23 protein-coding genes are annotated in these 20137 nt (G+C 69.8%); 7 read left to right on the top strand and 16 right to left on the bottom strand.

From position 1 onward, the window contains the following. Nucleotides 1-101: 101 nt before the first annotated feature. From lptG to obgE, 10 genes are all read right to left on the bottom strand, one after another. Nucleotides 102-1157 (bottom strand): LPS export ABC transporter permease LptG, encoded by a 1056-nt coding sequence (lptG, locus tag QBJ89_RS12580; RefSeq protein ID WP_347342832.1) that lies wholly within the window; start codon nt 1155-1157, stop codon nt 102-104. A 35-nt stretch (nt 1158-1192) separates the two neighbouring features. After that, entirely contained in the window at nt 1193-2371 is a 1179-nt protein-coding gene (lptF, locus tag QBJ89_RS12585) for an LPS export ABC transporter permease LptF (protein WP_277980911.1), read from the bottom strand. A gap of 329 nt (nt 2372-2700) precedes the next feature. After that, a complete protein-coding gene (locus QBJ89_RS12590) occupies nt 2701-4617 on the bottom strand; it encodes an ATP-binding protein (protein ID WP_277980831.1) in 1917 nt (638 codons plus the stop codon). A gap of 49 nt (nt 4618-4666) precedes the next feature. Further along, entirely contained in the window at nt 4667-5941 is a 1275-nt protein-coding gene (spt, locus tag QBJ89_RS12595) for a serine palmitoyltransferase (RefSeq protein WP_277980832.1), read from the bottom strand. 5 nt (nt 5942-5946) lie between these two features. Further along, nucleotides 5947-6189, bottom strand: a complete 243-nt coding sequence (locus tag QBJ89_RS12600) for an acyl carrier protein (protein WP_277980833.1) — start codon at nt 6187-6189, stop codon at nt 5947-5949. Between the two features lie 43 nt (nt 6190-6232). Beyond that, nucleotides 6233-7138 (bottom strand): NAD-dependent epimerase/dehydratase family protein, encoded by a 906-nt coding sequence (locus QBJ89_RS12605; protein ID WP_277980834.1) that lies wholly within the window; start codon nt 7136-7138, stop codon nt 6233-6235. Continuing rightward, nucleotides 7135-8238: a glutamate 5-kinase gene (proB, locus tag QBJ89_RS12610; RefSeq protein ID WP_277980835.1), complete on the bottom strand. Its 1104-nt coding sequence runs from the start codon at nt 8236-8238 to the stop codon at nt 7135-7137. The genes QBJ89_RS12605 and proB overlap by 4 nt, the downstream gene beginning before the upstream one ends. A 35-nt stretch (nt 8239-8273) precedes the next feature. Next, nucleotides 8274-8699 carry a Uma2 family endonuclease gene (locus QBJ89_RS12615; protein ID WP_277980836.1) on the bottom strand — a complete coding sequence of 142 codons (426 nt, stop codon included), beginning with the start codon at nt 8697-8699 and terminating at the stop codon, nt 8274-8276. After that, complete coding sequence (locus QBJ89_RS12620; RefSeq protein ID WP_277980837.1) at nt 8681-8836, bottom strand: hypothetical protein; 156 nt, start codon at nt 8834-8836, stop codon at nt 8681-8683. The genes QBJ89_RS12615 and QBJ89_RS12620 overlap by 19 nt, the downstream gene beginning before the upstream one ends. Before the next feature lie 130 nt (nt 8837-8966). Next, the gene (gene obgE, locus QBJ89_RS12625; protein ID WP_277980838.1) at nt 8967-10019 is read right to left on the bottom strand and encodes a GTPase ObgE; all 1053 of its coding nucleotides are present in this window, start codon (nt 10017-10019) and stop codon (nt 8967-8969) included. A 233-nt stretch (nt 10020-10252) separates the two neighbouring features. Here obgE and QBJ89_RS12630 point away from each other — a divergent pair, with 233 nt between their 5' ends. Both QBJ89_RS12630 and QBJ89_RS12635 read left to right on the top strand, forming a co-directional pair. Then, nucleotides 10253-10696 (top strand): hypothetical protein, encoded by a 444-nt coding sequence (locus tag QBJ89_RS12630; RefSeq protein ID WP_277980839.1) that lies wholly within the window; start codon nt 10253-10255, stop codon nt 10694-10696. Further along, complete coding sequence (locus QBJ89_RS12635; RefSeq protein ID WP_277980840.1) at nt 10696-11046, top strand: hypothetical protein; 351 nt, start codon at nt 10696-10698, stop codon at nt 11044-11046. The genes QBJ89_RS12630 and QBJ89_RS12635 overlap by 1 nt, the downstream gene beginning before the upstream one ends. Nucleotides 11047-11183: 137 nt before the next feature. On the opposite strand, the gene QBJ89_RS12640 is transcribed toward QBJ89_RS12635, so the two are convergent. Beyond that, a complete protein-coding gene (locus QBJ89_RS12640) occupies nt 11184-11549 on the bottom strand; it encodes a glycine zipper 2TM domain-containing protein (RefSeq protein ID WP_223011195.1) in 366 nt (121 codons plus the stop codon). Between the two features lie 150 nt (nt 11550-11699). Between QBJ89_RS12640 and QBJ89_RS12645 the strand changes: the two genes are divergently transcribed. Beyond that, nucleotides 11700-12665: an esterase-like activity of phytase family protein gene (locus tag QBJ89_RS12645; protein ID WP_277980841.1), complete on the top strand. Its 966-nt coding sequence runs from the start codon at nt 11700-11702 to the stop codon at nt 12663-12665. A gap of 69 nt (nt 12666-12734) precedes the next feature. On the opposite strand, the gene rpmB is transcribed toward QBJ89_RS12645, so the two are convergent. Then, complete coding sequence (rpmB, locus tag QBJ89_RS12650) at nt 12735-13031, bottom strand: 50S ribosomal protein L28 (RefSeq protein WP_277980842.1); 297 nt, start codon at nt 13029-13031, stop codon at nt 12735-12737. 175 nt (nt 13032-13206) lie between these two features. Between rpmB and QBJ89_RS12655 the strand changes: the two genes are divergently transcribed. The 4 genes from QBJ89_RS12655 to QBJ89_RS12670 all read left to right on the top strand — a co-directional run bounded on the left by QBJ89_RS12655 (nt 13207) and on the right by QBJ89_RS12670 (nt 14854). Then, nucleotides 13207-13434, top strand: a complete 228-nt coding sequence (locus QBJ89_RS12655) for a hypothetical protein (protein ID WP_223011192.1) — start codon at nt 13207-13209, stop codon at nt 13432-13434. Between the two features lie 63 nt (nt 13435-13497). Next, on the top strand, nt 13498-13953 hold the full coding sequence (locus tag QBJ89_RS12660) for a nucleoside deaminase (RefSeq protein ID WP_277980843.1): 456 nt from the start codon (nt 13498-13500) through the stop codon (nt 13951-13953). Between the two features lie 157 nt (nt 13954-14110). After that, nucleotides 14111-14494, top strand: coding sequence for a hypothetical protein (locus tag QBJ89_RS12665; RefSeq protein WP_277980844.1), 384 nt, complete (start codon nt 14111-14113; stop codon nt 14492-14494). 81 nt (nt 14495-14575) lie between these two features. Further along, nucleotides 14576-14854, top strand: coding sequence for a DUF3297 family protein (locus QBJ89_RS12670; RefSeq protein ID WP_277980845.1), 279 nt, complete (start codon nt 14576-14578; stop codon nt 14852-14854). 174 nt (nt 14855-15028) lie between these two features. Here the strand turns inward: QBJ89_RS12670 and QBJ89_RS12675 are convergent, their stop codons facing one another. The 4 genes from QBJ89_RS12675 to QBJ89_RS12690 all read right to left on the bottom strand — a co-directional run bounded on the left by QBJ89_RS12675 (nt 15029) and on the right by QBJ89_RS12690 (nt 20082). After that, nucleotides 15029-16891 carry an ABC-F family ATP-binding cassette domain-containing protein gene (locus QBJ89_RS12675; protein WP_277980846.1) on the bottom strand — a complete coding sequence of 621 codons (1863 nt, stop codon included), beginning with the start codon at nt 16889-16891 and terminating at the stop codon, nt 15029-15031. A 301-nt stretch (nt 16892-17192) separates the two neighbouring features. Continuing rightward, nucleotides 17193-18119: a rhodanese-related sulfurtransferase gene (locus tag QBJ89_RS12680; RefSeq protein ID WP_277980847.1), complete on the bottom strand. Its 927-nt coding sequence runs from the start codon at nt 18117-18119 to the stop codon at nt 17193-17195. After that, nucleotides 18116-18919, bottom strand: a complete 804-nt coding sequence (locus QBJ89_RS12685) for a LytR/AlgR family response regulator transcription factor (RefSeq protein WP_277980848.1) — start codon at nt 18917-18919, stop codon at nt 18116-18118. The genes QBJ89_RS12680 and QBJ89_RS12685 overlap by 4 nt, the downstream gene beginning before the upstream one ends. Continuing rightward, nucleotides 18919-20082: a sensor histidine kinase gene (locus tag QBJ89_RS12690; RefSeq protein WP_277980849.1), complete on the bottom strand. Its 1164-nt coding sequence runs from the start codon at nt 20080-20082 to the stop codon at nt 18919-18921. Before QBJ89_RS12690 ends, QBJ89_RS12685 begins: the two co-directional genes overlap by 1 nt. Between the last annotated feature and the right edge of the window lie 55 nt (nt 20083-20137).

Here is a 20137-nt window from a genome sequence, read left to right on the forward strand (position 1 = left end):
GATCGCGCGTCCCTGCGACGCGGGGCGCAGGCCCACGGAGCCCATCGTTCGCCGCCCTAGGCTCCTGCCTTCGCGGGAGCACTGGCAAGCGACCGCGCCTCCTACTCCTCCGTCCTCAACAACACCGCCTCGCCGATCAGCAGGAACAGCAGGAACGGCGCCCAGGCGGCGAGAAAGGGCGGGTAGGCCCCGAGGTTGCCCATTGCCAGCGCGAACTTGTCCGCCATGAAATAGGCGAAGCCGAGCGCCATGCCGATCACCGCGCGGACGAACAGCGCGCCCGATCGCGCGATACCGAACGCCGCCACCGCGCCGAGCAGCGGCATCAGCACCGAGGACAGCGGCCCCGAGAGCTTGTGCCACAGCACGCCTTCGAGCGACTTGGTCGGCCGCCCCGCCTCCTCCAGGTCGGAAATGGCAGCGCGCAGCCCGGTGAAGGACAAAGCGTCACCATCGACGTTGGCGAGCGTGAACTGGTCGGGCGTGACGCCGCGCGCCACCACCATTGTCCCGAGCGGGGTGAGCGCGCCCGAGGCGACGTCGAAGCGCTTGGCCGGCCACACCTTCCAGCCGTCGCCCTGGCGCAGGCCGTTGGGCGCGGTGATCAGCCCGCGCAGCCCGCCATCGGGGTTGCGCTCGTAGACGGTGACGCCACCCAGCCGCGCCGCCTCGCCGCGTCCGCTGATCCGGTCCGCCGAGATCAGGTTGTTGTCGGCGCGAACCCAGACGTTGGCGCGGTCGCCACGGTCGAGCGGCATCGCGCCGTAATTGACCTTCTGCCACGCGCTCAGCTCGGCGGTGGCGCGGCTGACGATGCGATCATTGAAGGCGAAGGTGACGAGCGCGATGCCGACGCTGGCGATCACCAGCGGCGCCAGCACCTGGTGCGCCGAGAGGCCCGAGGCCTTGAGCGCCACCACCTCGCTGTTGGCGTTCATCGTGATCAGCGTCAGCACGGTGCCGAGCAGCACCGAGAAGGGCAGGAAGGTCGAGATGATCTGCGGTGCGCGCAACGAGACGTAGCGCCACACCTCGGCATCGCCGTTCCCCGTGGTGGCGAGGATGCGGCCGCTCTCGCTCAGCAGATCGAGCGTCTGCAGCACCAGTACCAGCCCGAACAGGATGCCGAAGGTGCGCGTGAGGAACAGCCGCGCCATGTAGACGGCGACGGTGCGCGAGGGAAAGAAGGCGCTCACGCGCGTGCCTCCTTGCGACGGCGACCGGGCAGGTAGCGCGCGATCATCGCCCAGCCCTTGCCGAAGAAGCGCTCGAGCGCGCCGATCGGCTGGCCGCCCGGGACATAAGCGAGCGTGTAATACATCCACAGGATCAGCGCGCCGAACAGCAGGAATGGCGCCCAGAGCGCGATCAGCGGGTCGACCGCGCCGCGCTCGCCCACCGCGGCGGCATATTGGTTGATCTTGTGATAGGTCACCACCATCACGATCGACAGGAACACGCCCAGCGCCGAGCTGGAGCGCTTCGGCGGCACGCCGAGCGACACCGCGAGCAGCGGCAGCAGGAACATCATCGCCACCTCGACGACGCGGAAGTGGAACTCGGCCCGGCTGCCGTCGCGCTGCGCCTCGCTGGCGTTGCGCGCATGGCCGAGCTGGGCGAGCTGGGGCAGCGTATATTCCAGGTTCTTGCCACCGCGGGTGCGGAAGCTCTCGAAGCGCGGCAGGTCGATCGGCAGGTCGTGCGAGCTGAAGGTCAGCACGCGCGGCGTCGGGAAATCGGGACGGTTGTGGATCAGCGTGCCGTCGGTGAGCCGAAAGATGATCACGTTGGGATCGTCGGTGGCGAGGAACTGCCCGGTCTCGGCGGTGACGCCGGCCCAGTCGTTGCGCGGAGTCAGCGCGTGGAGGAAGATGCCCGAGAGCCGACGCCCGCTGTCCTGGCTGCGCTCGATGCGGAGCGTGATGCGATCGCCGAGATGAGTGAACTCGCCGACCTTGATCGAGGCGCCGAGCGCGCCGGTGCGTAGCTCGAAGCGCAGCTTCTCGTAATTGTAGCGCGCCAACGGCTGGACATAGCCGACGATCGCGATGTTCAGCGCGGCGAGAATGATCGCGTACATATAGGGCACGCGCAGCAGCCGCGAGTAGCTCATGCCGACGCCGCGCATCACGTCGAGTTCGCTCGAGGTGGCGATGCGGCGGAAGGCGAGCAGTACGCCCAGCATCAGCCCGATCGGGATACCCAGGCCGAGATATTCGGGCAGCAGGTTGGCCAGCATCTTCCAGACGACGCTGACCGGGCCGCCCTGCGTGATGACGAAGTCGAACAGGCGGCCGATCCGGTCGAGGATCAGCAGCATCGAGGCGATCAGCAGCGTGGCGAACAGCGGGAGCGCGATCAGCCGGGCCATGTAGCGGTCGATCGAGGTGAACAAGGTGCGGCGCTGCCCCGTGGCGTCGGGCGGTGAAGGCCCTGGTGAGGCTGCGGCTATACGGGCCCGCGGCGCGCGCGTCAGCCTCGAAAAGCGTGGCGGTGCACGGGAATGTGGGGCGGGGCTAACCGTAAGATCCTCCCCGCATGGCGGGGAGGGGTGCCACCGGCGAAGCCGGTGGTGGAGGGCGCTCCGCGCAGGGAGGCTTCCGTTTGGGTCACCTAGAAGCAGCATGGCGTCTGCGGAGAGCCCTCTCCACCAGCCTTCGGCTGGTCCCCTCCCCGCTGAGCGGGGAGGATCTTGCCGATTCACGCCGCCGCGAGCGTTTCCCTCCGTGCGACGGCGGCTTGCGCCACCGCGCGCTCCAACCCCGCAAGGGTGAACGGCTTGCGCAGTACCGGGCGGCCGCCGAGGTCAATCGCCTCGTCGGCGCCTCCCGCGAAGCCGGTGACGAACAGCACCGGCACGCGCGCGTGGGTCGCCGCCAGCTCGGCGACCATCTCGGGGCCGGTCAGCGTCGGCATCAGCACGTCCGAGAGGATCAGGTCGACCTGGTCCATCCCGGCGAGCAGCGCGGCGGCGCGGGTCGGGTCGTCGCACGCGCGGGGATGATGCCCCAGCTCGCTGAGCGCATCCATCGTCGCGGGCAGCACGCGGGGGTCGTCCTCCACCACCAGGATGTGCAGGCCGGCCGGGTTCTGCATGGGCGCCACCGGCGGCACGGCGACGGGGGTGGACGGCGCCGCCGCCGCGGTCGACGCGCGCTCGCGCGGCAGCAGCAGCGTCACGGTGGTGCCGAGCCCCACCACCGAATCGACCGACACGTCGCCGCCGAGCCCGCGCGCGAAGGAGAAGACCTGGCTCAGCCCCAGCCCGGTGCCCTTGCCCACCGGCTTGGTGGTGAAGAAGGGCTCGAACACGCGCTCGACCACCGCGGGCGTCATGCCGCAGCCGGTGTCGCTCACCGCCAACGCGAGATAATCCTCGCCGGCGACGGTGCGGCGCAGCGCGCGCACGGTGAGCGTGCCGCGCCCCTCCATCGCGTCGCGCGCGTTGACCGCGAGGTTGACCAGCGAATTCTCGAGCTGAACCCGGTCGGCGCGCGTGCACCAGCCGTCGCTTTCGTCGCCGAAGCGGACGGTGACGCCGTCGCCCAGCGTGCGCCCGATCAGGTCGGCGAGCCCTTCGAACAGCGGCGCGGCGGTGATCGGCTCGGGATTGATCGCGGTCTCGCGGGCGAAGGCGAGCAGCTGCTGGGTGAGCGCGGCGGCGCGCTGCGCGCCGTCGTGCGCGCTCGAGAGATGGCGCGCGGCGGTCTTCGGATCGATCGTCACGGCGCGCTGCGCCAGCTCGATCCCGCCCAGCACTACCGCGAGCATATTGTTGAAATCGTGCGCGATGCCGCCGGTCAGCTGGCCTACCGCCTCCATCTTCTGAATCTGGCGCAGGCGCGCCTCCTGCACGCGCAGCTCCTCGGTGGCCTGCGCCACCGCGCTGGCGAGTTCCTCCGCACGGTCGCGCTGCGCGTCGGCCTCGGCGCGAGCCACCGCATGCTCGGACAGCGCCAAGACGACCGCCCAGCCGAGCCAGATCACCCCGACCACCAGCAGCAGCCCGAAGGCAGCGAGCACCTTGGCGATGATGCTCGATCGCCTCACCGAGGCCTGGGCGTGGCTGGTGCGCGCCTCGAGCAACGCGCGCTCCTGCGCCACCAGCGAATCGAGCCCCTCGTTGATCCGCGTCAACGAGTCGGCCTTGCTGCTGCGATAATAGCGCGCGAGCGCCTGGTTGTTCTTGCGATAGTTGGTGTTGAGCGCGATCAGCGCGAGCTCGTCGCCGCGTTCGCCGAAGGCGTTGCGGATTTCGGCGAGGTGACGCGACTGGATGGCATTGTCGTGCGTCAGCTTCTCGATCCGGTCGATCGTCTCGGCGGCGCGGCGCCAGTCCTCGAAGTAGAGCCGGCCGAGCTGCTGATCGCCCGAGATGACGTAGCGGCCGAGCGACGCCTCGGAGCGCGCGATCGTGCCCTGCAGCGTGCGGACCAGGATCATCACGTCGTAGCTGTGGCGCTGCGCCGCCAGCGCGTCGTCGCGGCGGTGATTGGCCTCGCGCAACGTCAGCAGCAGGGCGGCGAGCACCGCGACGCCCAGCAGCCCCATCACCCACAGGGCGATCGTGCCCCAGGTGGAGGTCGGGCCCCCGCGCTCGGCGTCGTCGTCGGTCACCGGCGGCTATTTACCGCCGTTTACCTTACCAAAGGTTAAAGCACCTCGTTCAGGCCGCCGCGATCGCCCCCACCTGCTGACCCGCGGCGGCGAACATCGCGATCACACGTTCGATCTGCTCCGCGCTATGCTCGGCGCAGATCGAGCAGCGCAGCAGGAAGGTGCCCGCAGGCGTCGCCGGCGGTCGCGCGACGTTGACGTACAGCCCGGCCTCAAGCAGGCCCTGCCACATCGCCACCGCCTGCTCCTGATCCTCCAGGATCACCGCGACGATCGCCGAATCAGGCGCCTCGGTGCCGAGCCGGAAGCCCAGCGTCTTCAGGCCGCCGTGCAGTCGCCGCGCATTGTCCCATAGCCGCGCGCGCTTGTCGTGCGCGTGCATCAGCTTGCGCACGGAGGTGGCGGCGGTTGCTACCACCGAGGGGGGCAGCGAGGCAGTGAAGATATAAGGCCGGCACGACAGGCGCAGCGCCTCGAACTTGGGATGGTTCGAGATGCAGAAGCCGCCGACGGTGCCGACCGACTTGGAGAAGGTGCCGATCACGAAATCGACGTCGTCGCCGAGCGCGAGGCCCAGCTCCTCGTACACGCCGCGGCCGTGTTCGCCGAAGAAGCCCATGGAGTGCGCCTCGTCGACCAGCACCATGCAGCCGTGCTTCCTCGCCACCGCGACCATCTCGCGCAGCGGCGCGATGTCACCCAGCATCGAATAGACGCCCTCGAGCACCACCAGCTTCCCCGGCGCCGCGGGCAGGCGGCCGAGGCGCTTGTCGAGATCCTCGACCGAATTGTGGCGGAAGCGGACGATCTCGGCGTCGCCCATCTTGCAGCCGTCGTAGATCGAGGCGTGGCTGTCGGCGTCGAGGATGACATATTCGCCACGCCCCGCGATCGTCGAGATCACGCCAAGATTGGCCTGATAACCGGTCGAGAAGACCATGGCGTGCTCGGCGTCGTAGAACTCGCGCAGCGCGTCCTCGGCGTCGACATGGTCGCGGAAGGTGCCGTTGAGCATGCGGCTGCCGTTGGTGCCGCTGCCGAACTGCTCCAGCGCGCGCTTGCCCGCCGCGATCACGTCGGGGTCGAACGTCATGCCCATGTAATTGTAGGTGCCGAGCAGGATCGTCTCCTGCCCGCGGATCACCGCGGTGGTGGGCGAGCGCACCTCTTCCATGACGATGCCGAAGGGATCGCGAACGCCCGAAGACATCAGCTTGTCGCGCTCGGCGATCAGCGGATCGAACTTGGCGAACAGATCGTGCGCGGTGGGTGCGGGCGCGACGGTTTCGGGCAATGCCTCGGGCTGGAGGCCGGTCTCGGTCATCGCGATCAGCCCCGCAGCTTCTCGACCGCGTCAGCGAGCTGCCCGACGGTCTCGATCTCGGCCTGCATGTTCATCGTGATAATGATGTCGAACTCGTCCTCGATCGCGGCGACGAAGTCCATCACGGTGAGCGAGTCCCACTCCAGATCGCCCTGGAAGGTGGTCGCCTCGGTGATCCCGATGCCCTTCTTGTTGAAGGGTTCGATCTGCGTGCGGAGCGTGTCGAGGATCGTGCTGCGGTCGGTCATGGGCTCGGCTGTGGCCTTGAAATGCGGCGGATGTCGGGCCGCGCTATAGCAGGCCCTGGGCACGATACCATCGCGCCGTGGCGGCCAGCCCGTCCGCCGCGCCGATCCGCGCCTGCCACAGCTCCCACGGAGGTGCCTTGGCGGGATCGGCGGTCCAGTCGGGGTGGACCATATAGGCGACGCGGTCGGCGGTGAGCTTGGCCCTCACGCCGCGGACCAGCGCGTCGCCGCGCGCGGCGAGCCGGAGCAGCGCGGCGGGCAGCGGCAGCGGCAGCGCGCGGCGGCCGACCGCGGCGGCGATCGCGCGCGCGAAATCGGTGTAGCGCAGCGCGCCGTCGGGACTGGCGGGCTCGTAGATGGCGTGCGCGCCCGCGCCCGGCTGCTCGGCAAGCGTCAGCAGCAGTCGCGCGAGGTCGTCGACGTGGATGATCGAGAGCCGCCCGTTTGGCGGCAGCGGCACCACGCCGCGACGGGCGGCGCGAAAGAGGTCACGCTGCTCCATGTCGCCGGGGCCATAGACGCCGGGCGGCCGGACGATCGTCCAGTCTAGCCCGCTGGCGGCGACTTCGGCCTCGGCGCCGGCCTTGGACCAGCCATAGTTCGAGAGCGTCGGCTCGCGCGCGGCGAGCGAGGAAACGTGGACGAAGCGGGCGACACCCCAGACCTTGGCGGCCTCCACGACGGCACGGGTGCCCTCAACGTTCGCGGCGGCGAAACCGGCGCGATCGGGCGCGTTCACCGCCCCGGCGACATGGACCACCGCGTCCGCGGTCGAGACCAGCGCCGAGAGCGCCGCCGCCTCGTCGAGCGCGCCGGCCACCCAGGTCACGCCCTCGCGCTCCGGCTGTGTCCGCCGCGCCAGCGCGCGTACCTGGTGCCCCGCGGCGAGCGCCTGCTCCAACAGCGCCCCCCCGACGAAGCCGGTCGCCCCGGTAAGCGCCAGGATCACAGCAGCGCCATGTGGTTGCGGTGTACCAGCGCGGCGCGCGGGGCGTAGCCGAGGATCGCCGCCTGCTCGTCGCTGCGCCGACCGAGCAGCCGCGTTGCCTCGCTCGCGTCATATTCGGCGAGGCCGCGCGCGATCGTCCCCGCGGGTCCCTCGATGGTGACGAGATCGCCGCGCGCGAACTCTCCTTCCACCCGCGTAACGCCGGCGGCGAGCAGGCTGCGGCCCTCGCTCAGCGCGCGCACGGCGCCGGCGTCGACGTGGAGCGCGCCGCGCGCGGTCAGCCCGCCGGCGAGCCAGGCTTTGCGCGCGGGTGCGGCGCGCTCGGCAACGAAGAGCGTGTGGCGCGCCGCGGCCGACAGCGGCGAGTCGGCGCGGCCCGAGGCGATCGCGAGCGCCGCGCCCGCGGCATTGGCGATCCGCGCCGCGGCGATCTTCGAGACCATCCCGCCCGAGCCCATGCCCGAGGCCGAGCCGCGATCCGCCATCGCCTCGATCGCGGCATCGATCCGCTCGACCCGCGCGATGTGCTGCGCGCCGGGCAGCGCGGGGTTGCGGTCGTACAAGCCATCGACGTCGGACAGCAGCACCACGCCTTGCGCACCCGCCGCCTGCGCGACGCGCGCGGCGAGCCGGTCGTTGTCGCCGAAGCGGATCTCCTCGGTGGCAACCGAGTCGTTCTCGTTGATCACGGGCACGACGCCGAGCTGGAGCAAGCGGTTGAGCGTCGCGGCGGCGTTGAGGTAGCGGCGCCGCTCCTCCAGGTCGCCGAGCGTCACCAGCATCTGCGCCGCAGTCAGCCCGCGCGCGCCCAGCACCGCGGCCCACACGCCGGCGAGCGCGATCTGCCCGGTGGCGGCGGCGGCCTGCGCGTCCTCCAGGCTGGCGCGTCCGCCCTTGGCGAGCCCGAGCCGGCGTGCACCGAGCGCGATCGCGCCTGACGAGACCACCGCCACCTGCTGTCCCGCCGCGACGCGCTCGGCGATGGCGACGGCGATCGTCTCGAGCCAGGCGCGGCGCACCCCGCCGACGTCGTCGACGAGCAGCGCCGAGCCGATCTTGACGATCAGGCGCGGGCAGGTGGCGGGCGGGAACAGCGACATGGCGCGGCGAGCGGTAGCGCGCGCGTGCGCCGGGCTCAATCGCGCGCGAAGATCTCGGGGTGGGGAAGGGTGAGGTTGAGCGCGGGCAGCGCGAGGTCGGCGGGCGCGTCGTGCGCGACGTCGCTCCACGCGCGCGGCCCGGTGCGCTGGAGCACGCGCCGGCGCTCGGCCGCGATGTCGACGAACACGATCGTGTCGACGCTCGGCAAGGCTCTGTACTCCTCCAGCTTGACGGTGAGATCGGTGCGCGCGGTGCTGCCGGAGAGCACCTCGAACAGAACGCGCGGGTCGGTGAAGGCGCGTTCGTTGTCGTAGGCTTGGCCACTTTTGCCGGGGAAGATCGCGACATCCGGCCGGCGTACCGAAAGGTCGCCGGTGCGCGTTGCCAGCTGCGAGGAACAGGCCGTAAAGCCCGAACCGCGTAGGCTGGTCGCGAGATGGGTCAGGACGTTTCCCGCCACCTCGACGTGGCGCTTGGTCGCGCCGGTGATGATCCGGATGACGCCGCGGCCAGTTCCGTCTTTTCCTCGCCGAATTCGATCGCGAGGAAGCGCTCGGCGGTGAGCGAGGCGTAGATCGGCATGATGCGCGGGGACATACCTTCCCCATCATAGCGGCATAAACGCGGCGCGTTATCCTCACGAACAATCGACCCACCACTGCCGTCATCCCGGGCTTAATTCGGGATGACGGCAGGGAGGCGGACGATGACCGCTAACGTTCCAGCCTCACCCCCGCAGCGGCGACCATTCCAGCGTTTCCTCCTCGCCGTCGTCATCGACCGGCGACTCGCTCGTCGGGATCGCCTCGAGCAATTTGTCGAGCGCCCAGTCGACGCCAACGCCGCTCGCGCCCGAGAGCGGGATCACCTCGGCGCCGCTCGCTTCTTCCAGCTCCGCCGCCAGCGCCGCGATCAGCTCGTCATCGAGCGTGTCGATCTTGTTGAGCGCGACCACCACCGGCTTGTCCTCGAGCCCGCCGCCATAGGCCGCGAGCTCGTCGCGCACGATGCGATAGCTCTCCGCCACGTCGTCGTCATTAGCGTCGACGAGATGGAGCAGCACGCGGCAGCGCTCGATATGGCCGAGAAAGCGGTCGCCGACGCCCGCGCCCTCGGCAGCGCCTTCGATCAGCCCAGGGATATCGGCGACGACGAATTCGCGCTGCTTGTGGCGTACCACGCCGAGCTGCGGGCGAGTCGTGGTGAAGGCATAGGCGCCCACCTTCGCCTGGGCGTTGGTGACCTGGTTGATGAAGGTCGATTTGCCCGCATTGGGCAGCCCGACCAGCCCGGCATCGGCGAGCAGCTTGAGCCGCAGCCATACCCACGCCTCGTCGCTCGGCCAGCCGGTGCCGTGCTGGTGCGGCGCGCGGTTGGTGGAGGTCTTGTAGCTGGCGTTGCCGCGACCGCCGTCGCCGCCGCGCAGGAACACAATTCGCTCGCCCACCTTGGTGAGATCGGCCAGCAGCGTGCGCTCCTCGTCGTCGGCGAGCACCTGCGTGCCGACCGGCACCTTGATGACGAGGTCCTTGCCGCCGCCGCCGGTGCGGTTGCTGCCCGAGCCGCCGGTGCCGCGCGGGGCGCGGAAATGCTGGGTGTAGCGGAAGTCGATCAGCGTGTTCAGCCCGGCAACCGCCTCGAAGATGATGTCACCGCCCTTGCCGCCGTCGCCGCCGTCGGGGCCGCCATATTCGATGTACTTCTCGCGCCGGAAGCTGACCGCGCCGGGGCCGCCCGCGCCCGAGCGCACGAAGATCTTTGCCTGATCGAGGAAATGCATGGCGCGCTCCGTACCGCGTCGCGCCGGCTAAAGCGACAGTCGCGTGGCAGCGGCGCGGTGGCGGCGACTCGTCCAGGCTGAGCCGTACTCCGGCGAACGCCGGAGCCCGGTGCCGCCAAGAAGGTGCTCGCGGCGCCGGGCGCCGGCGTGCGCAGGAGCACGGCGGGGTTCAAACGAGCGGCGTCCTGCCGTACGAGCGGACCGCGGCGCGCGAGGCGCCGGTGGAGCGAGTATTGGTCGACAGCAGCTGGAACCTCGGCGGAGCAGCGGGCGGACGCCGCGACGCCGCCACCCGCGCCGACGAGCGCGCGGGGTCGAGCGAGGCGCGCGCGGCCGAGCGGGCGGAAGCGATGTCGGCGCGGCTCGAGTCGCGCGCTGCCACGCGCGCGGCGCAGGCGCAGGAGCGCGAGGCGGCGCGCCGCACGCGCTCCGACGCCGCGGCGGCGCTGGCCGAGCGCGACCCGCATCGCGCCGCGGCCGAGCGCAAGCGCGGTTCGGGGCGGCGCGACGTGGTGCGGCAGGACCGCGACGTCAGCGGCTATGCCACGCTGGTCGACGGCGAGCGGATTCGCACGCTCGCGGCGCGCGGTGCGAGCGTCGCCGGTCTGGCCGCCGTGTTCGGCCTGAGTGAGGACGAGATCGCGCGCGTGCTCGTCGCGAACACGGAGGTGGCGTGATGGCGGCGGCGTGGGACGGCGCGGCGGTGCGCACCTGGCTCGAGCGCCGAGTCGCGGCGGCACGCGCCGACCAGGTCACCGCCGAGCGCCACGGCCGCGTTGGCCATGACGATTGCGACCAGGCCGCGGCCGAGGAGATGGTGTGCGCAGCGCTGCTGCGCGGCGCGGCGAGCGACACCCAGGACTCGCTGACCGCCGCGCTCAAGGCACTGCAGGACAAGGACGAGTTCATCTGGCGCGGCGTCTACGACGATCGCAAGTTCGACCGTCACGCGCGCGGGCAGATCCGCAAGCTGATGAGGATGGCGAAGGCCAACACGGGGTTCGAGCGGCTCGGTCATTATCAATAAGGTGGCCGCCACCATAAGACTACGGGTCCGGCACCCGAAGGTACCGGACCCGCGCCCTCCTACTCTACGCGAGGGAACTCGTGGCGGTCTGGACGGCGAGGCCGCTCGGCCACGCCCGCCCCAATAACCGCAAGAAGTTAACGGCAGTACCGCGGGTTGTTCGACTTCTCGATCGCATTGCCCGCGACCGCGCCGCCGACGCCACCCAGCACCGTGCCCAGCGTGCGGTCACCGCGCGAGTCGATCACCCGACCGAGCAGTCCGCCCGCAATCGCACCGACCACCGTCCCGGTGGTGCCGCCCGAGCAGCGCTGGTTGTAATTGTACCGACGCGAGTCACCGCGGCGGTCATAGTCGCGGTAGCTGCTGCGTTCGTAACGATTGTCCCGATAGTCGCGATCATAACGGCTGCCATAGTAACGCTGTGCATCGGCGGCAGTTGGCGCGATCGCGGCGGTACCCATCGCGAGCGCGGCGCCAGCCAGAGCGAGATTCTTGAACATCTGTCATCTCCCGTTTGCTTGTTCCGGTCGGCGGGGCTCCCCGTCGATGATGTGGTTATGCTCGAGTCGCATTGAGCCGACCCTGAATGCGTCCGTTATCGAAGGTTCATCCTCCTTTCCCCGGCGGCGTGCGTCCCGTAGAGCGCCGCGATGCGCTGGTTTCTCTCCCTGCTGGCGGTGCTGCTGCTGGTGCCGGGCTGGGCCGGCGAGGCGCGGCTGCCGCTGATCGCGCCCGGCGCCACGCTGCGCGCCCGGGCGATCGTCCCCGCCGGCGGGTTACCGCGCCGAGTCGGTCTCTTGGCACCGATCGGGGCACTGTCGCTCGAGTCGGACGATCGCGATTTCGGCGGCTTCTCCGCTCTGGCGCTGCGCGGCGACGAGGCGGTGTTGCTCAGCGATGGCGGCCAGTTCCTGCGCCTCAGCATCGCCGGTCGCCGGATCGAGCGGCGCGCGATCATCTCGCTCCGCGACGGGCCCGGCACCGGTTGGATGAAGCTCGACCGCGATACCGAGTCGCTGGTGCTCGATCGAGCCACCGCGGTCGCCTGGGTGGGATACGAGCGAGTCAATGCGATCTGGCGCTACGCCCCCGACCTCGAGCATGCCACCGCGACCGTGGCGCCGACAGCGATGCGGCACTGGGGGGACAATACCGGTCCCGAGTCGCTCGTCCGGCTGAACGACGGTCGCTTCCTCGTGATCCAGGAGGGCTGGCGCAACATGCGCGAGCCGCGCGGCGCGCTGCTGTTCGACGGTGATCCCACCGCGCCCGGCGCCGTCGGTGCGGCGCTGCGTTATCAACCCCCCGCGGGCTTCGCGCCGAGCGACGCGACGGTGCTGCCGAACGGCGACCTGCTTGTGCTCAACCGGCGGTGGCACTTCCCGCCGCTGCGATTCGACTCGGTGCTGGTGCGGATCGCGCGGGAGTCGATCCGGCCGGGCGCGCTGCTCAGCGGACCCGTAGTGGCCGATATCAGCGCAGTGATGGCGCACGAGAATGCGGAAGGGATCGCCGCCACGGTCGAGCAAGGCGTGACGATGCTGTGGCTGGTGACCGACAACGACACCAATCGCTGGCGCCCGACCGTGCTCGCCAAGTTCCGCTGGCTCGGCTGAGCCGCGCACGCGAAGCGGCCCGCCGTCACGGGTACGGCGGGCCGCGATCGATCGGACCGGAGAAGCGGATTAGGCCGCGACGGCGGCGGCGAGCTTCTTCACGACATCGCGCTTGAGGCGGCGCGCCTTGAGCGACAACTTGTCGTCCGAGGTCTTGACCAGCCAATTGTCCAGCCCGCCGTTGTGCTCGACCGAGCGCAGCCCGTGGGTCGAGACGCGCAGCGACACCGAACGCTCCAGCGCGTCCGACAGCAGCGTGACGTTCTGCAGGTTAGGCAGGAACGTGCGCTTGGTCTTGTTGTTGGCGTGGGAGACGTTGTGTCCCACCTGCCGGCCCTTGCCGGTCAGCTCGCAGATGCGCGACATGTGATCGATCCTGAATATCGGTTGCCCGGAAAGTGGGGCGCGATAGCCCGCGGCGGCCGATCGGTCAAGCGATCACGCGATCGGCCATCCCGGGCCAGCGGCAACCTCGCTCCCGACGGAGCGTTGTAGCGGCAAGAACGTTGTTGCGGTAACGTACCGACCGGGAGGATATTACATGCGCATGTTGCTCGCTCTGGTGGGGATCGCGGCCCTGGTGCTGCTCGCCGCGATGATGCTGGGTTTCGTCAAGTTCGATCAGACGCAGACCGCGCAGCTGCCGCGGCTTGAGGGTGGGCAGGCACCCAAGTTCGAGGCGGACGTCGCCAAGGTCAGCGTCGGAACCGAGAACAAGACGGTCGAGGTGCCCAAGGTCGACATCCAGAAGCCCGGCGAACAGCATTGAGGTTTAGCGGCGTCAGGCCGCTCGGGCTGGCGGAGGTGCGCGCAGCACGCTAGGCGCGCCGGCATGTTTCCGCTGCCCCCCGCTATGCGTCAGGCGCTCGATGCCGCGCGCGACGCCGCGGCGCACGGCGAGGTGCCGGTGGGTGCGGTGGTGGTGCGCGGCGACCAGGTCGTCGCCGTGGCGGCCAACGCGCCGCGCGCTTTGTGCGACCCCACGGCCCACGCCGAGATGCTCGCGATCCGCGCTGCCGCGCGCGCGCTCGGCCGCGAGCGGCTGGAGGATTGCGACTTGTGGGTGACGCTCGAGCCCTGCGCCATGTGCGCCGGTGCGATCGCGCATGCGCGTATCGCGCGGCTCTATTATGGCGCGGATGACGCCAAGGGCGGCGCGGTGGAGCACGGGGCGCGCTTCTTCGCGCAGCCGACCTGTCACCATCGCCCGGAGGTCTACACGGGTATCGGCGCGGGTGAGTCGGCGGCACTGCTCCGCGGCTTCTTCTCGGCGCGGCGCGCGGGCTGAGCGATCGGGCGTGGACCGCCCAAGCGCGCTCGCCACCTAGACGTCCGATGAATGCCACATTCCGGCACGGTTCACCGCGACTCGGCTAACTACCGCAACAGGCTCGCATCACTCTGCGTTGGACCCATCATGCGAACCGAGTTGAGGAGGTCTTGAGATGTCGGGACTGTGGAAGAAGGCGGGACTCGCCACCGTTTTAGCGGCGACCGCGCTGACCAGCGCCGCGCCGGCCGAGGCGCAGCGCTACTGGCGCCATCGCGATCGCGGCGGCGACACCGCCGCGGGCGCGCTGATCGGCGGCGTGATCGGACTGGGGCTGGGCGCGGCGATCGCGTCGAGCAACAACCGCGATCGGTACTATGACCGCTATGACCGCGGCTATTACGCCGATCGTGGCTATTACGATCGCGGTTATTACCCGGCGCCGCCGCCGCGCGTCTATTACCGCGAATATGCGCCGCCGCCCCGGGCGTATTACTACGAGCCGCGCGGCTATTATCGCGATTACCGGGCGCCCGGCTATTACGGCTACGGCTACTGACCCATCGCGCGCGGCGCGGGAGCGATCCCGCGCCGCTTTTTTGTTGGCCTGCGCGCGTGTTCTGCGGCATGGCGCCGCGCCATGACCGACACGCCTCCCGACCACCTCTCGATCGATCCGTCGAGCCCGCATTTCGACCAGGCCGCGCTCCAGCGCGGGGTCGGCATCCGCTTCAAGGGCGTGGAGCGCCGCGACGTCGAGGAATACAGCATCTCCGAGGGCTGGATCCGCGTCGCGCTCGGCAAGAAGGTCGATCGCCACGGCCGCCCGCTGACGATCAAGCTCACTGGCCCGGTCGAGGCATGGTTCGAGCGCGGCGGGGAGGCCGAGGGTGCGGAGGACGCGGGCGCGGACGAGTAGGGCTACGGCCGCTCGGCCCTCTTAAATCCTCCCCTATAAGGGGAGGGGGACCGCGCCGAAGGGCGTGGTGGAGGGGTGTCTCCCGCGGTGAGCCGAGCGACACTCACCACCCGGGTCACCCCTCCGTCAGGCCTGAGGCCTGTCACCTCCCCGCAAGGGGAGGATTGAAGTCGCTCAGTTGGCGCTCTCCAGCGTCTCGCTCGCCTCCATCCAGCGCAGCTCGACCGTGTCGAGCACCGCCTGCACGTCGCCGCGCATCCGGCTCAGCTCGCCCATCGGCTTGCCGCGCCAGCGCGGGTCGGCGCCGCCCGGGTCGGCCATCGCGCGCTCGATGCCGGAGCGCTCCGCGGTGAGCCGTGCCATCTCCGCCTCCAGCTCGCGCACGGTCTTGCGCAGCGCGGCGTCGCGGTCGCGCCGCTCGGCCGCCGCCTTCTTGTCGGCCTTGCGCTCGGCCTTGCTCATCCCCGGCTTGGCGGGATCGCCCTTGAGCACGAAGGCGATGTAATCGTCGAGGCTGCCGTCGAACTCGCGCGCGGTACCGTCGTCGACTAGCACCAGCCGGTCGGCGGTGAGCTCCAGCATGTGGCGATCGTGGCTGACCAGCACCACCGCGCCCGAATATGCGTTGAGCGCCTGCACCAGCGCCTCGCGGGCGTCGACGTCGAGGTGGTTGGTCGGTTCGTCGAGGATCAGCAGGTGCGGCGCCTCGCGCGTGATCAGCGCCAGCGCCAGCCGCGCGCGCTCGCCGCCCGAGAGCTTGCCCACCTTGGTGGTCGCCTTGTCGCCCGAGAAGCCGAAGCGGCCGAGCTGCGCACGTACCGCCGCGGGCGTGGCGCCCTTCATGATCCGGGTCATATGTTCGAGCGGCGTATCGTCGGTGTCGAGTTCTTCCACCTGGTACTGCGTGAAATAGCCGACCTTCATCTTGGGGGTCGCGTTCATCGCGCCATCCAGCGGGGTCAGCTGTGCCGCGAGCAGCCGCGCCAGCGTGGTCTTGCCGTTACCGTTGCGCCCGAGCAGCGCGATGCGATCGTCGGGATCGAGCCGCAGATTGAGCCGCTTGAGGATCGGCGTGGCGTTATAGCCGACGCTGGCGAGATCGAGCGTGATCAGCGGCGGGCGCAGCTCGGTCGGGTCGGGGAAGCCGAACGACAAGGTCGGGTCGTTCGCCATCTCCGCGATCGGCTGCATCTTGGCGAGCATCTTCTGCCGGCTCTGCGCCTGCTTGGCGGTCGAGGCGCGGGCCGAGTTCTTGGCGATGTACGACTGCAATTTCTCGCGCTGCGCCGCCTGGTTGGCGCGCGCCGCCTCGATCTGCGCCATGCGCTCGGCGCGCTGGCGCTCGAACGCGTCATACCCGCCCGGGTAGAGCGTGATCTTGCCGCCCTGGAGATGGAGGATGTGGTCGACGACATTGTTGAGGAAGTCGCGCTCGTGGCTCACCACGACGATCGTCGCCGGATAGCTCTTGAGGAAGTCCTCCAGCCACATCACCGCCTCTAGATCGAGGTGGTTCGAGGGTTCGTCGAGCAGCAGAAGGTCGGGCTGCGAGAAGAGCAGGGCGGCGAGCGCGACGCGCATCTTCCACCCGCCCGAGAAGCTGTCGAGCGGGCGCTGCTGCATGTCCTCGTCGAAGCCGAGCCCGATCAGGATCTGTGCCGCGCGCGCTGGGGCGGTATAGGCGTCGATCGCGATCAGCCGCTCGTAGACGTCGCCGAGCCGGTCGGGATCCTCGCAGGTCTCGCTCTCGATCATCAGCGCGGCGCGTTCGAGATCGGCGGCGATCACCGTGTCGAACGGCGTGGCGTCGCCGGCGGGCGCTTCCTGCGCGATATAGCCGAGCCGCGCGCCTTTGGGCATGTCCGCCGAGCCGTCGTCGGGCTCGAGCTGGCCCGCGATGACACGCACCAAAGTCGACTTGCCCGCGCCGTTGCGTCCGATCAGGCCGACGCGGCTGCCGGGCGGCAGCGCCGCGGTCGCGCCGTCGAGGATCGTGCGCCCGCCGAGGCGCACGGTGATGCCGTTGAGGTTGAGCATGCGCGCGCGTCTACCGCATCGCAGCGCGGGCGGGAAGGTGGGTTGGTGGTGTCGGGTGGTGCGGTGCGTGAGCCGCGGCGCACCTCCTTCTGCCGTCTTCCCGGCGACGGCCTGGCTCCACTGTCCCGCAGGCGCCTCCCGCGCGGGGAATGCGGCACGGTGGGTCCCGGCCTGCGCCGGGATGACGGAGGCGAGTGGGGGGGGCGGAGCGGAGCGGCACCTTGCTCCTGCGCACGCAGAAGCTCAGGGCCGAGGGCGGGTCGCTACATCACCCTGGGTTCCTGCGTCCGCAGGAACACGGCTAGCCCTCGAACTGCCGCCCGACATGCTCCTCGCCGCGCGCCTCGGCGAGCCGCTGCTGGCGGTGGCGCTCGGCGTAGCCGGCACGCTGCGCGTCGTCGCGCGAGTCGTGGCAGGCGGGGCAACTTACCCCTTCCACGTACAGCGGGGAGGTGCGATCCGCGGCACTCACCGGCATGCGGCAGGCGTGGCACAAATGGTGCGTTCCCGGCGCGAGACCATGGCCGACCGCGACGCGCTGGTCGAACACGAAACACTCGCCCGACCAGCGGCTCTCCGCCGCCGGCACCTCCTCGAGGTAACGCAGGATGCCGCCGTCGAGGTGGTGGACCTGCTCGATGCCCTCGCGCTTCAACAAGGCGGTCGACTTCTCGCAGCGGATCCCGCCGGTGCAGAACATCGCCACGCGCGTCTTGCCCGCCAGCAGCGAGTCGCGGTGGGCGCGGAACCAGGCGGGGAAGTCGGCGAAGCTCGCGGTGCCGGGGTCGACCGCGCCGGCGAAGCTGCCGACGCGCACCTCATAAGCGTTGCGCGTGTCGATCACGAGCGTGGCGGGATCGTCGATCAGCGCGTTCCACTCGGCCGGCGCGACATAGCTGCCCGCCCCGGTGAGCGGATCGACCTCCTCGCCCATCGTGACGATCTCGCGCTTCACCTTCACTTTGAGCCGATGGAACGGCGAGGCGGCGGCCCAGCTGTGCTTGAGCGACAGCGCCCCCCCGGGCAGCGCGCGAATAGGCGCGAGCAGCCGATCGAGCGCGTCAGGTGCGCCGGCGACGGTGCCGTTCACCCCCTCGCTCGCGAGCAGCAAGGTACCGCGCACGCCGCCCGCACGCGCGATCTCCAGCAGCGGTCCGCGCAGCGCGTGCGGGTCGTCGAGCCGCGCGAAGCGGTAGAGCGCGTCGACGCGGACGGGCGCGTTGCTCAATGGACGAAGCGCGCCACCACGTCGCGGTAGCTGCGGCTCACCTTCACGCTGGCGCCCGAGTCGAGCACCAGGAAACACTCGCCGTTGGTGTGCGGCTTGACCTGCTTGACGAGATCGAGATTGACGATCGTCGAGCGGTGAATGCGCTGGAACCGACGCGGGTCGAGCCGCTTCTCCAGGTCCTTCATCGTCTCGCGCAGGATCAGCGTATTGTCGCCGGTGTAGATGCACATGTAATCGCCCGCGGCGTCGATCCGCTCGATCGTGTCCACGTCGACGCGGAAGATCTGGCCGCGATCCTTGATGTTGATCATCTTCTCAAAGCGGCTGGCATTGACCGAGTCGCCGCTGCCGTCGGCCATGTCGGCGGCCGCCTGCGGGGCATGCTCGGCGAGCACCTCCTTGAGCTTCTCCGCCTCACCCGCGCTCTGCCGCTCCGACAGGCGCTGGCGCACGCGGTCGAGCGTGTCGGCCAGGCGGGCCTCCTCGACCGGCTTCATCAAATAGTCGGTCGCCTGCGCCTCGAAAGCGCGGATCGCGTGGTCGGAGTAAGCCGTGACGAACACGAAGAGCGGCGGCTCGACGTCCATCAGCCCCTGCACCACCGAGAAACCGTCGAAGCCCGGCATCTGGATGTCGAGGAAGACGAGGTCGGGCTTGTGGGTCTTGATCGCGCTGATCGCCTCGCGCCCGTTCTGGCACTTGGCGATGATCTCGACGTCGTCGTGCGCCGCGAGGCGGAGCTCGAGCCCCTGGATCGCGAGCGGCTCGTCGTCGACGAGGATGGTACGAATGCTCATCACACCTCTCTATTCGGTACTTCGCGCTGATACGGGATCTCAATCTCGACCCCGAATCCGCCCGTCGGCATGGCCCGCACATCGAAGCGGTGGTCAGGCCCGTAGGCCTGTGCCAGCCGCTCCCTGATATTGGCGATGCCGACGCCGGTGGAAAGGCTTGGACGCGATTTGGTCGGCATCAAGCCCGGACCGGTGTCGGATACGCCGAGCAGCACCCTGTCGCCGACGAGCCGCGCGGTGACGCAGATCTCGGCGCCATCCTCCTGCGGCGTGACCGCATATTTGATCGCATTCTCGACCAGCGGCTGGAGCAGCAGCGACGGCAATCGCGCCTTCTCGACCCCCGGATCGACCTCGAATTTGGGGCGGAGCCGCTCCTCGAAGCGCATCTTCTCGATTTCGAGGTACAGCTTGAGCGTCTCGACCTCCTGCGCGACGGTGACGTGCGCGGTCGGCTCGTTGGCGAGCGTGTAGCGCAGGAACGAGGCGAGCCGCGACAGCATCGCGTTGGCGCGCTCGGTCTGCTTGAGCAGCACCAGTGTCGAGATCGAGTTGAGCGTGTTGAACAGGAAGTGCGGGTTGAGCTGGTAGCGCAGCATCGCCAGCTGCGCGCTCGAGGCCTGGTTTTCGAGATGCTCCATCTGATCGATCTGGTCCTCGACGATCAGGTAGAAGTTGATCCCGAAATACAGCGCGGACCAGCCCGCCAGCACGGTGAAGTTGAGGAACAGCGTGGCCAGCAGCACCGACAGGTCGATGCCGGGCGCGGCGAGCTTGATCAGGCTGAACGAGAAGGCGTCGAGCGTGGCGTAGAGGAAGGTCGCGGCCGAGAGCGTGAAGATCGAGAGCATGATGCCCGTCACGCGCGGCAGCCGGCGGTAGAAGCCGTACAGCGTCGAGAGCAGCAGCGTGATGCAATAGCCCACGATCGACTCGATGATCACCGGCACGATCGACTTGAGCGTGAAGCTGACCGACAGCGACGAGACCGAGCGCAGCAGCATGTAGCCGGTCCAGCCCGCCGCCTGCAGCTTCCAGAAGGCGGCGCCCTTGTCCTCGAAGAAGGGGCGCACGAACAGCTGGCGCGCCGGGGAGGCGACGCTGGTCGCGGTCGGGACGGGGGCGGTGGGCGCGGAAGGCGCGTGGGTCGCGGAGGTCGCCATCGCGGCCCCCTCTACACCCGCGAACCGCTTGGCGCAAAAGGAAGGCCGCCGCCCC

The organism is Sphingomonas phyllosphaerae, from assembly GCF_029623345.1.
Classification (GTDB): Bacteria; Pseudomonadota; Alphaproteobacteria; order Sphingomonadales; family Sphingomonadaceae; genus Sphingomonas; species Sphingomonas phyllosphaerae_C.

Coding starts and splice junctions, on each gene's coding strand:
- lptG (WP_347342832.1), bottom strand. CDS start 1,157: ATGGCGCGGCTGTTCCTCACGCGCACCTTCGGCATCCTGTTCGGGCTG.
- lptF (WP_277980911.1), bottom strand. CDS start 2,371: ATGGCCCGGCTGATCGCGCTCCCGCTGTTCGCCACGCTGCTGATCGCC.
- spt (WP_277980832.1), bottom strand. CDS start 5,941: ATGACCGAGACCGGCCTCCAGCCCGAGGCATTGCCCGAAACCGTCGCG.
- QBJ89_RS12600 (WP_277980833.1), bottom strand. CDS start 6,189: ATGACCGACCGCAGCACGATCCTCGACACGCTCCGCACGCAGATCGAA.
- proB (WP_277980835.1), bottom strand. CDS start 8,238: ATGTCGCTGTTCCCGCCCGCCACCTGCCCGCGCCTGATCGTCAAGATC.
- QBJ89_RS12620 (WP_277980837.1), bottom strand. CDS start 8,836: ATGTCCCCGCGCATCATGCCGATCTACGCCTCGCTCACCGCCGAGCGC.
- obgE (WP_277980838.1), bottom strand. CDS start 10,019: ATGCATTTCCTCGATCAGGCAAAGATCTTCGTGCGCTCGGGCGCGGGC.
- QBJ89_RS12635 (WP_277980840.1), top strand. CDS start 10,696: ATGGCGGCGGCGTGGGACGGCGCGGCGGTGCGCACCTGGCTCGAGCGC.
- QBJ89_RS12640 (WP_223011195.1), bottom strand. CDS start 11,549: ATGTTCAAGAATCTCGCTCTGGCTGGCGCCGCGCTCGCGATGGGTACC.
- QBJ89_RS12645 (WP_277980841.1), top strand. CDS start 11,700: ATGCGCTGGTTTCTCTCCCTGCTGGCGGTGCTGCTGCTGGTGCCGGGC.
- rpmB (WP_277980842.1), bottom strand. CDS start 13,031: ATGTCGCGCATCTGCGAGCTGACCGGCAAGGGCCGGCAGGTGGGACAC.
- QBJ89_RS12655 (WP_223011192.1), top strand. CDS start 13,207: ATGCGCATGTTGCTCGCTCTGGTGGGGATCGCGGCCCTGGTGCTGCTC.
- QBJ89_RS12660 (WP_277980843.1), top strand. CDS start 13,498: ATGTTTCCGCTGCCCCCCGCTATGCGTCAGGCGCTCGATGCCGCGCGC.
- QBJ89_RS12665 (WP_277980844.1), top strand. CDS start 14,111: ATGTCGGGACTGTGGAAGAAGGCGGGACTCGCCACCGTTTTAGCGGCG.
- QBJ89_RS12670 (WP_277980845.1), top strand. CDS start 14,576: ATGACCGACACGCCTCCCGACCACCTCTCGATCGATCCGTCGAGCCCG.
- QBJ89_RS12675 (WP_277980846.1), bottom strand. CDS start 16,891: ATGCTCAACCTCAACGGCATCACCGTGCGCCTCGGCGGGCGCACGATC.
- QBJ89_RS12685 (WP_277980848.1), bottom strand. CDS start 18,919: ATGAGCATTCGTACCATCCTCGTCGACGACGAGCCGCTCGCGATCCAG.
- QBJ89_RS12690 (WP_277980849.1), bottom strand. CDS start 20,082: ATGGCGACCTCCGCGACCCACGCGCCTTCCGCGCCCACCGCCCCCGTC.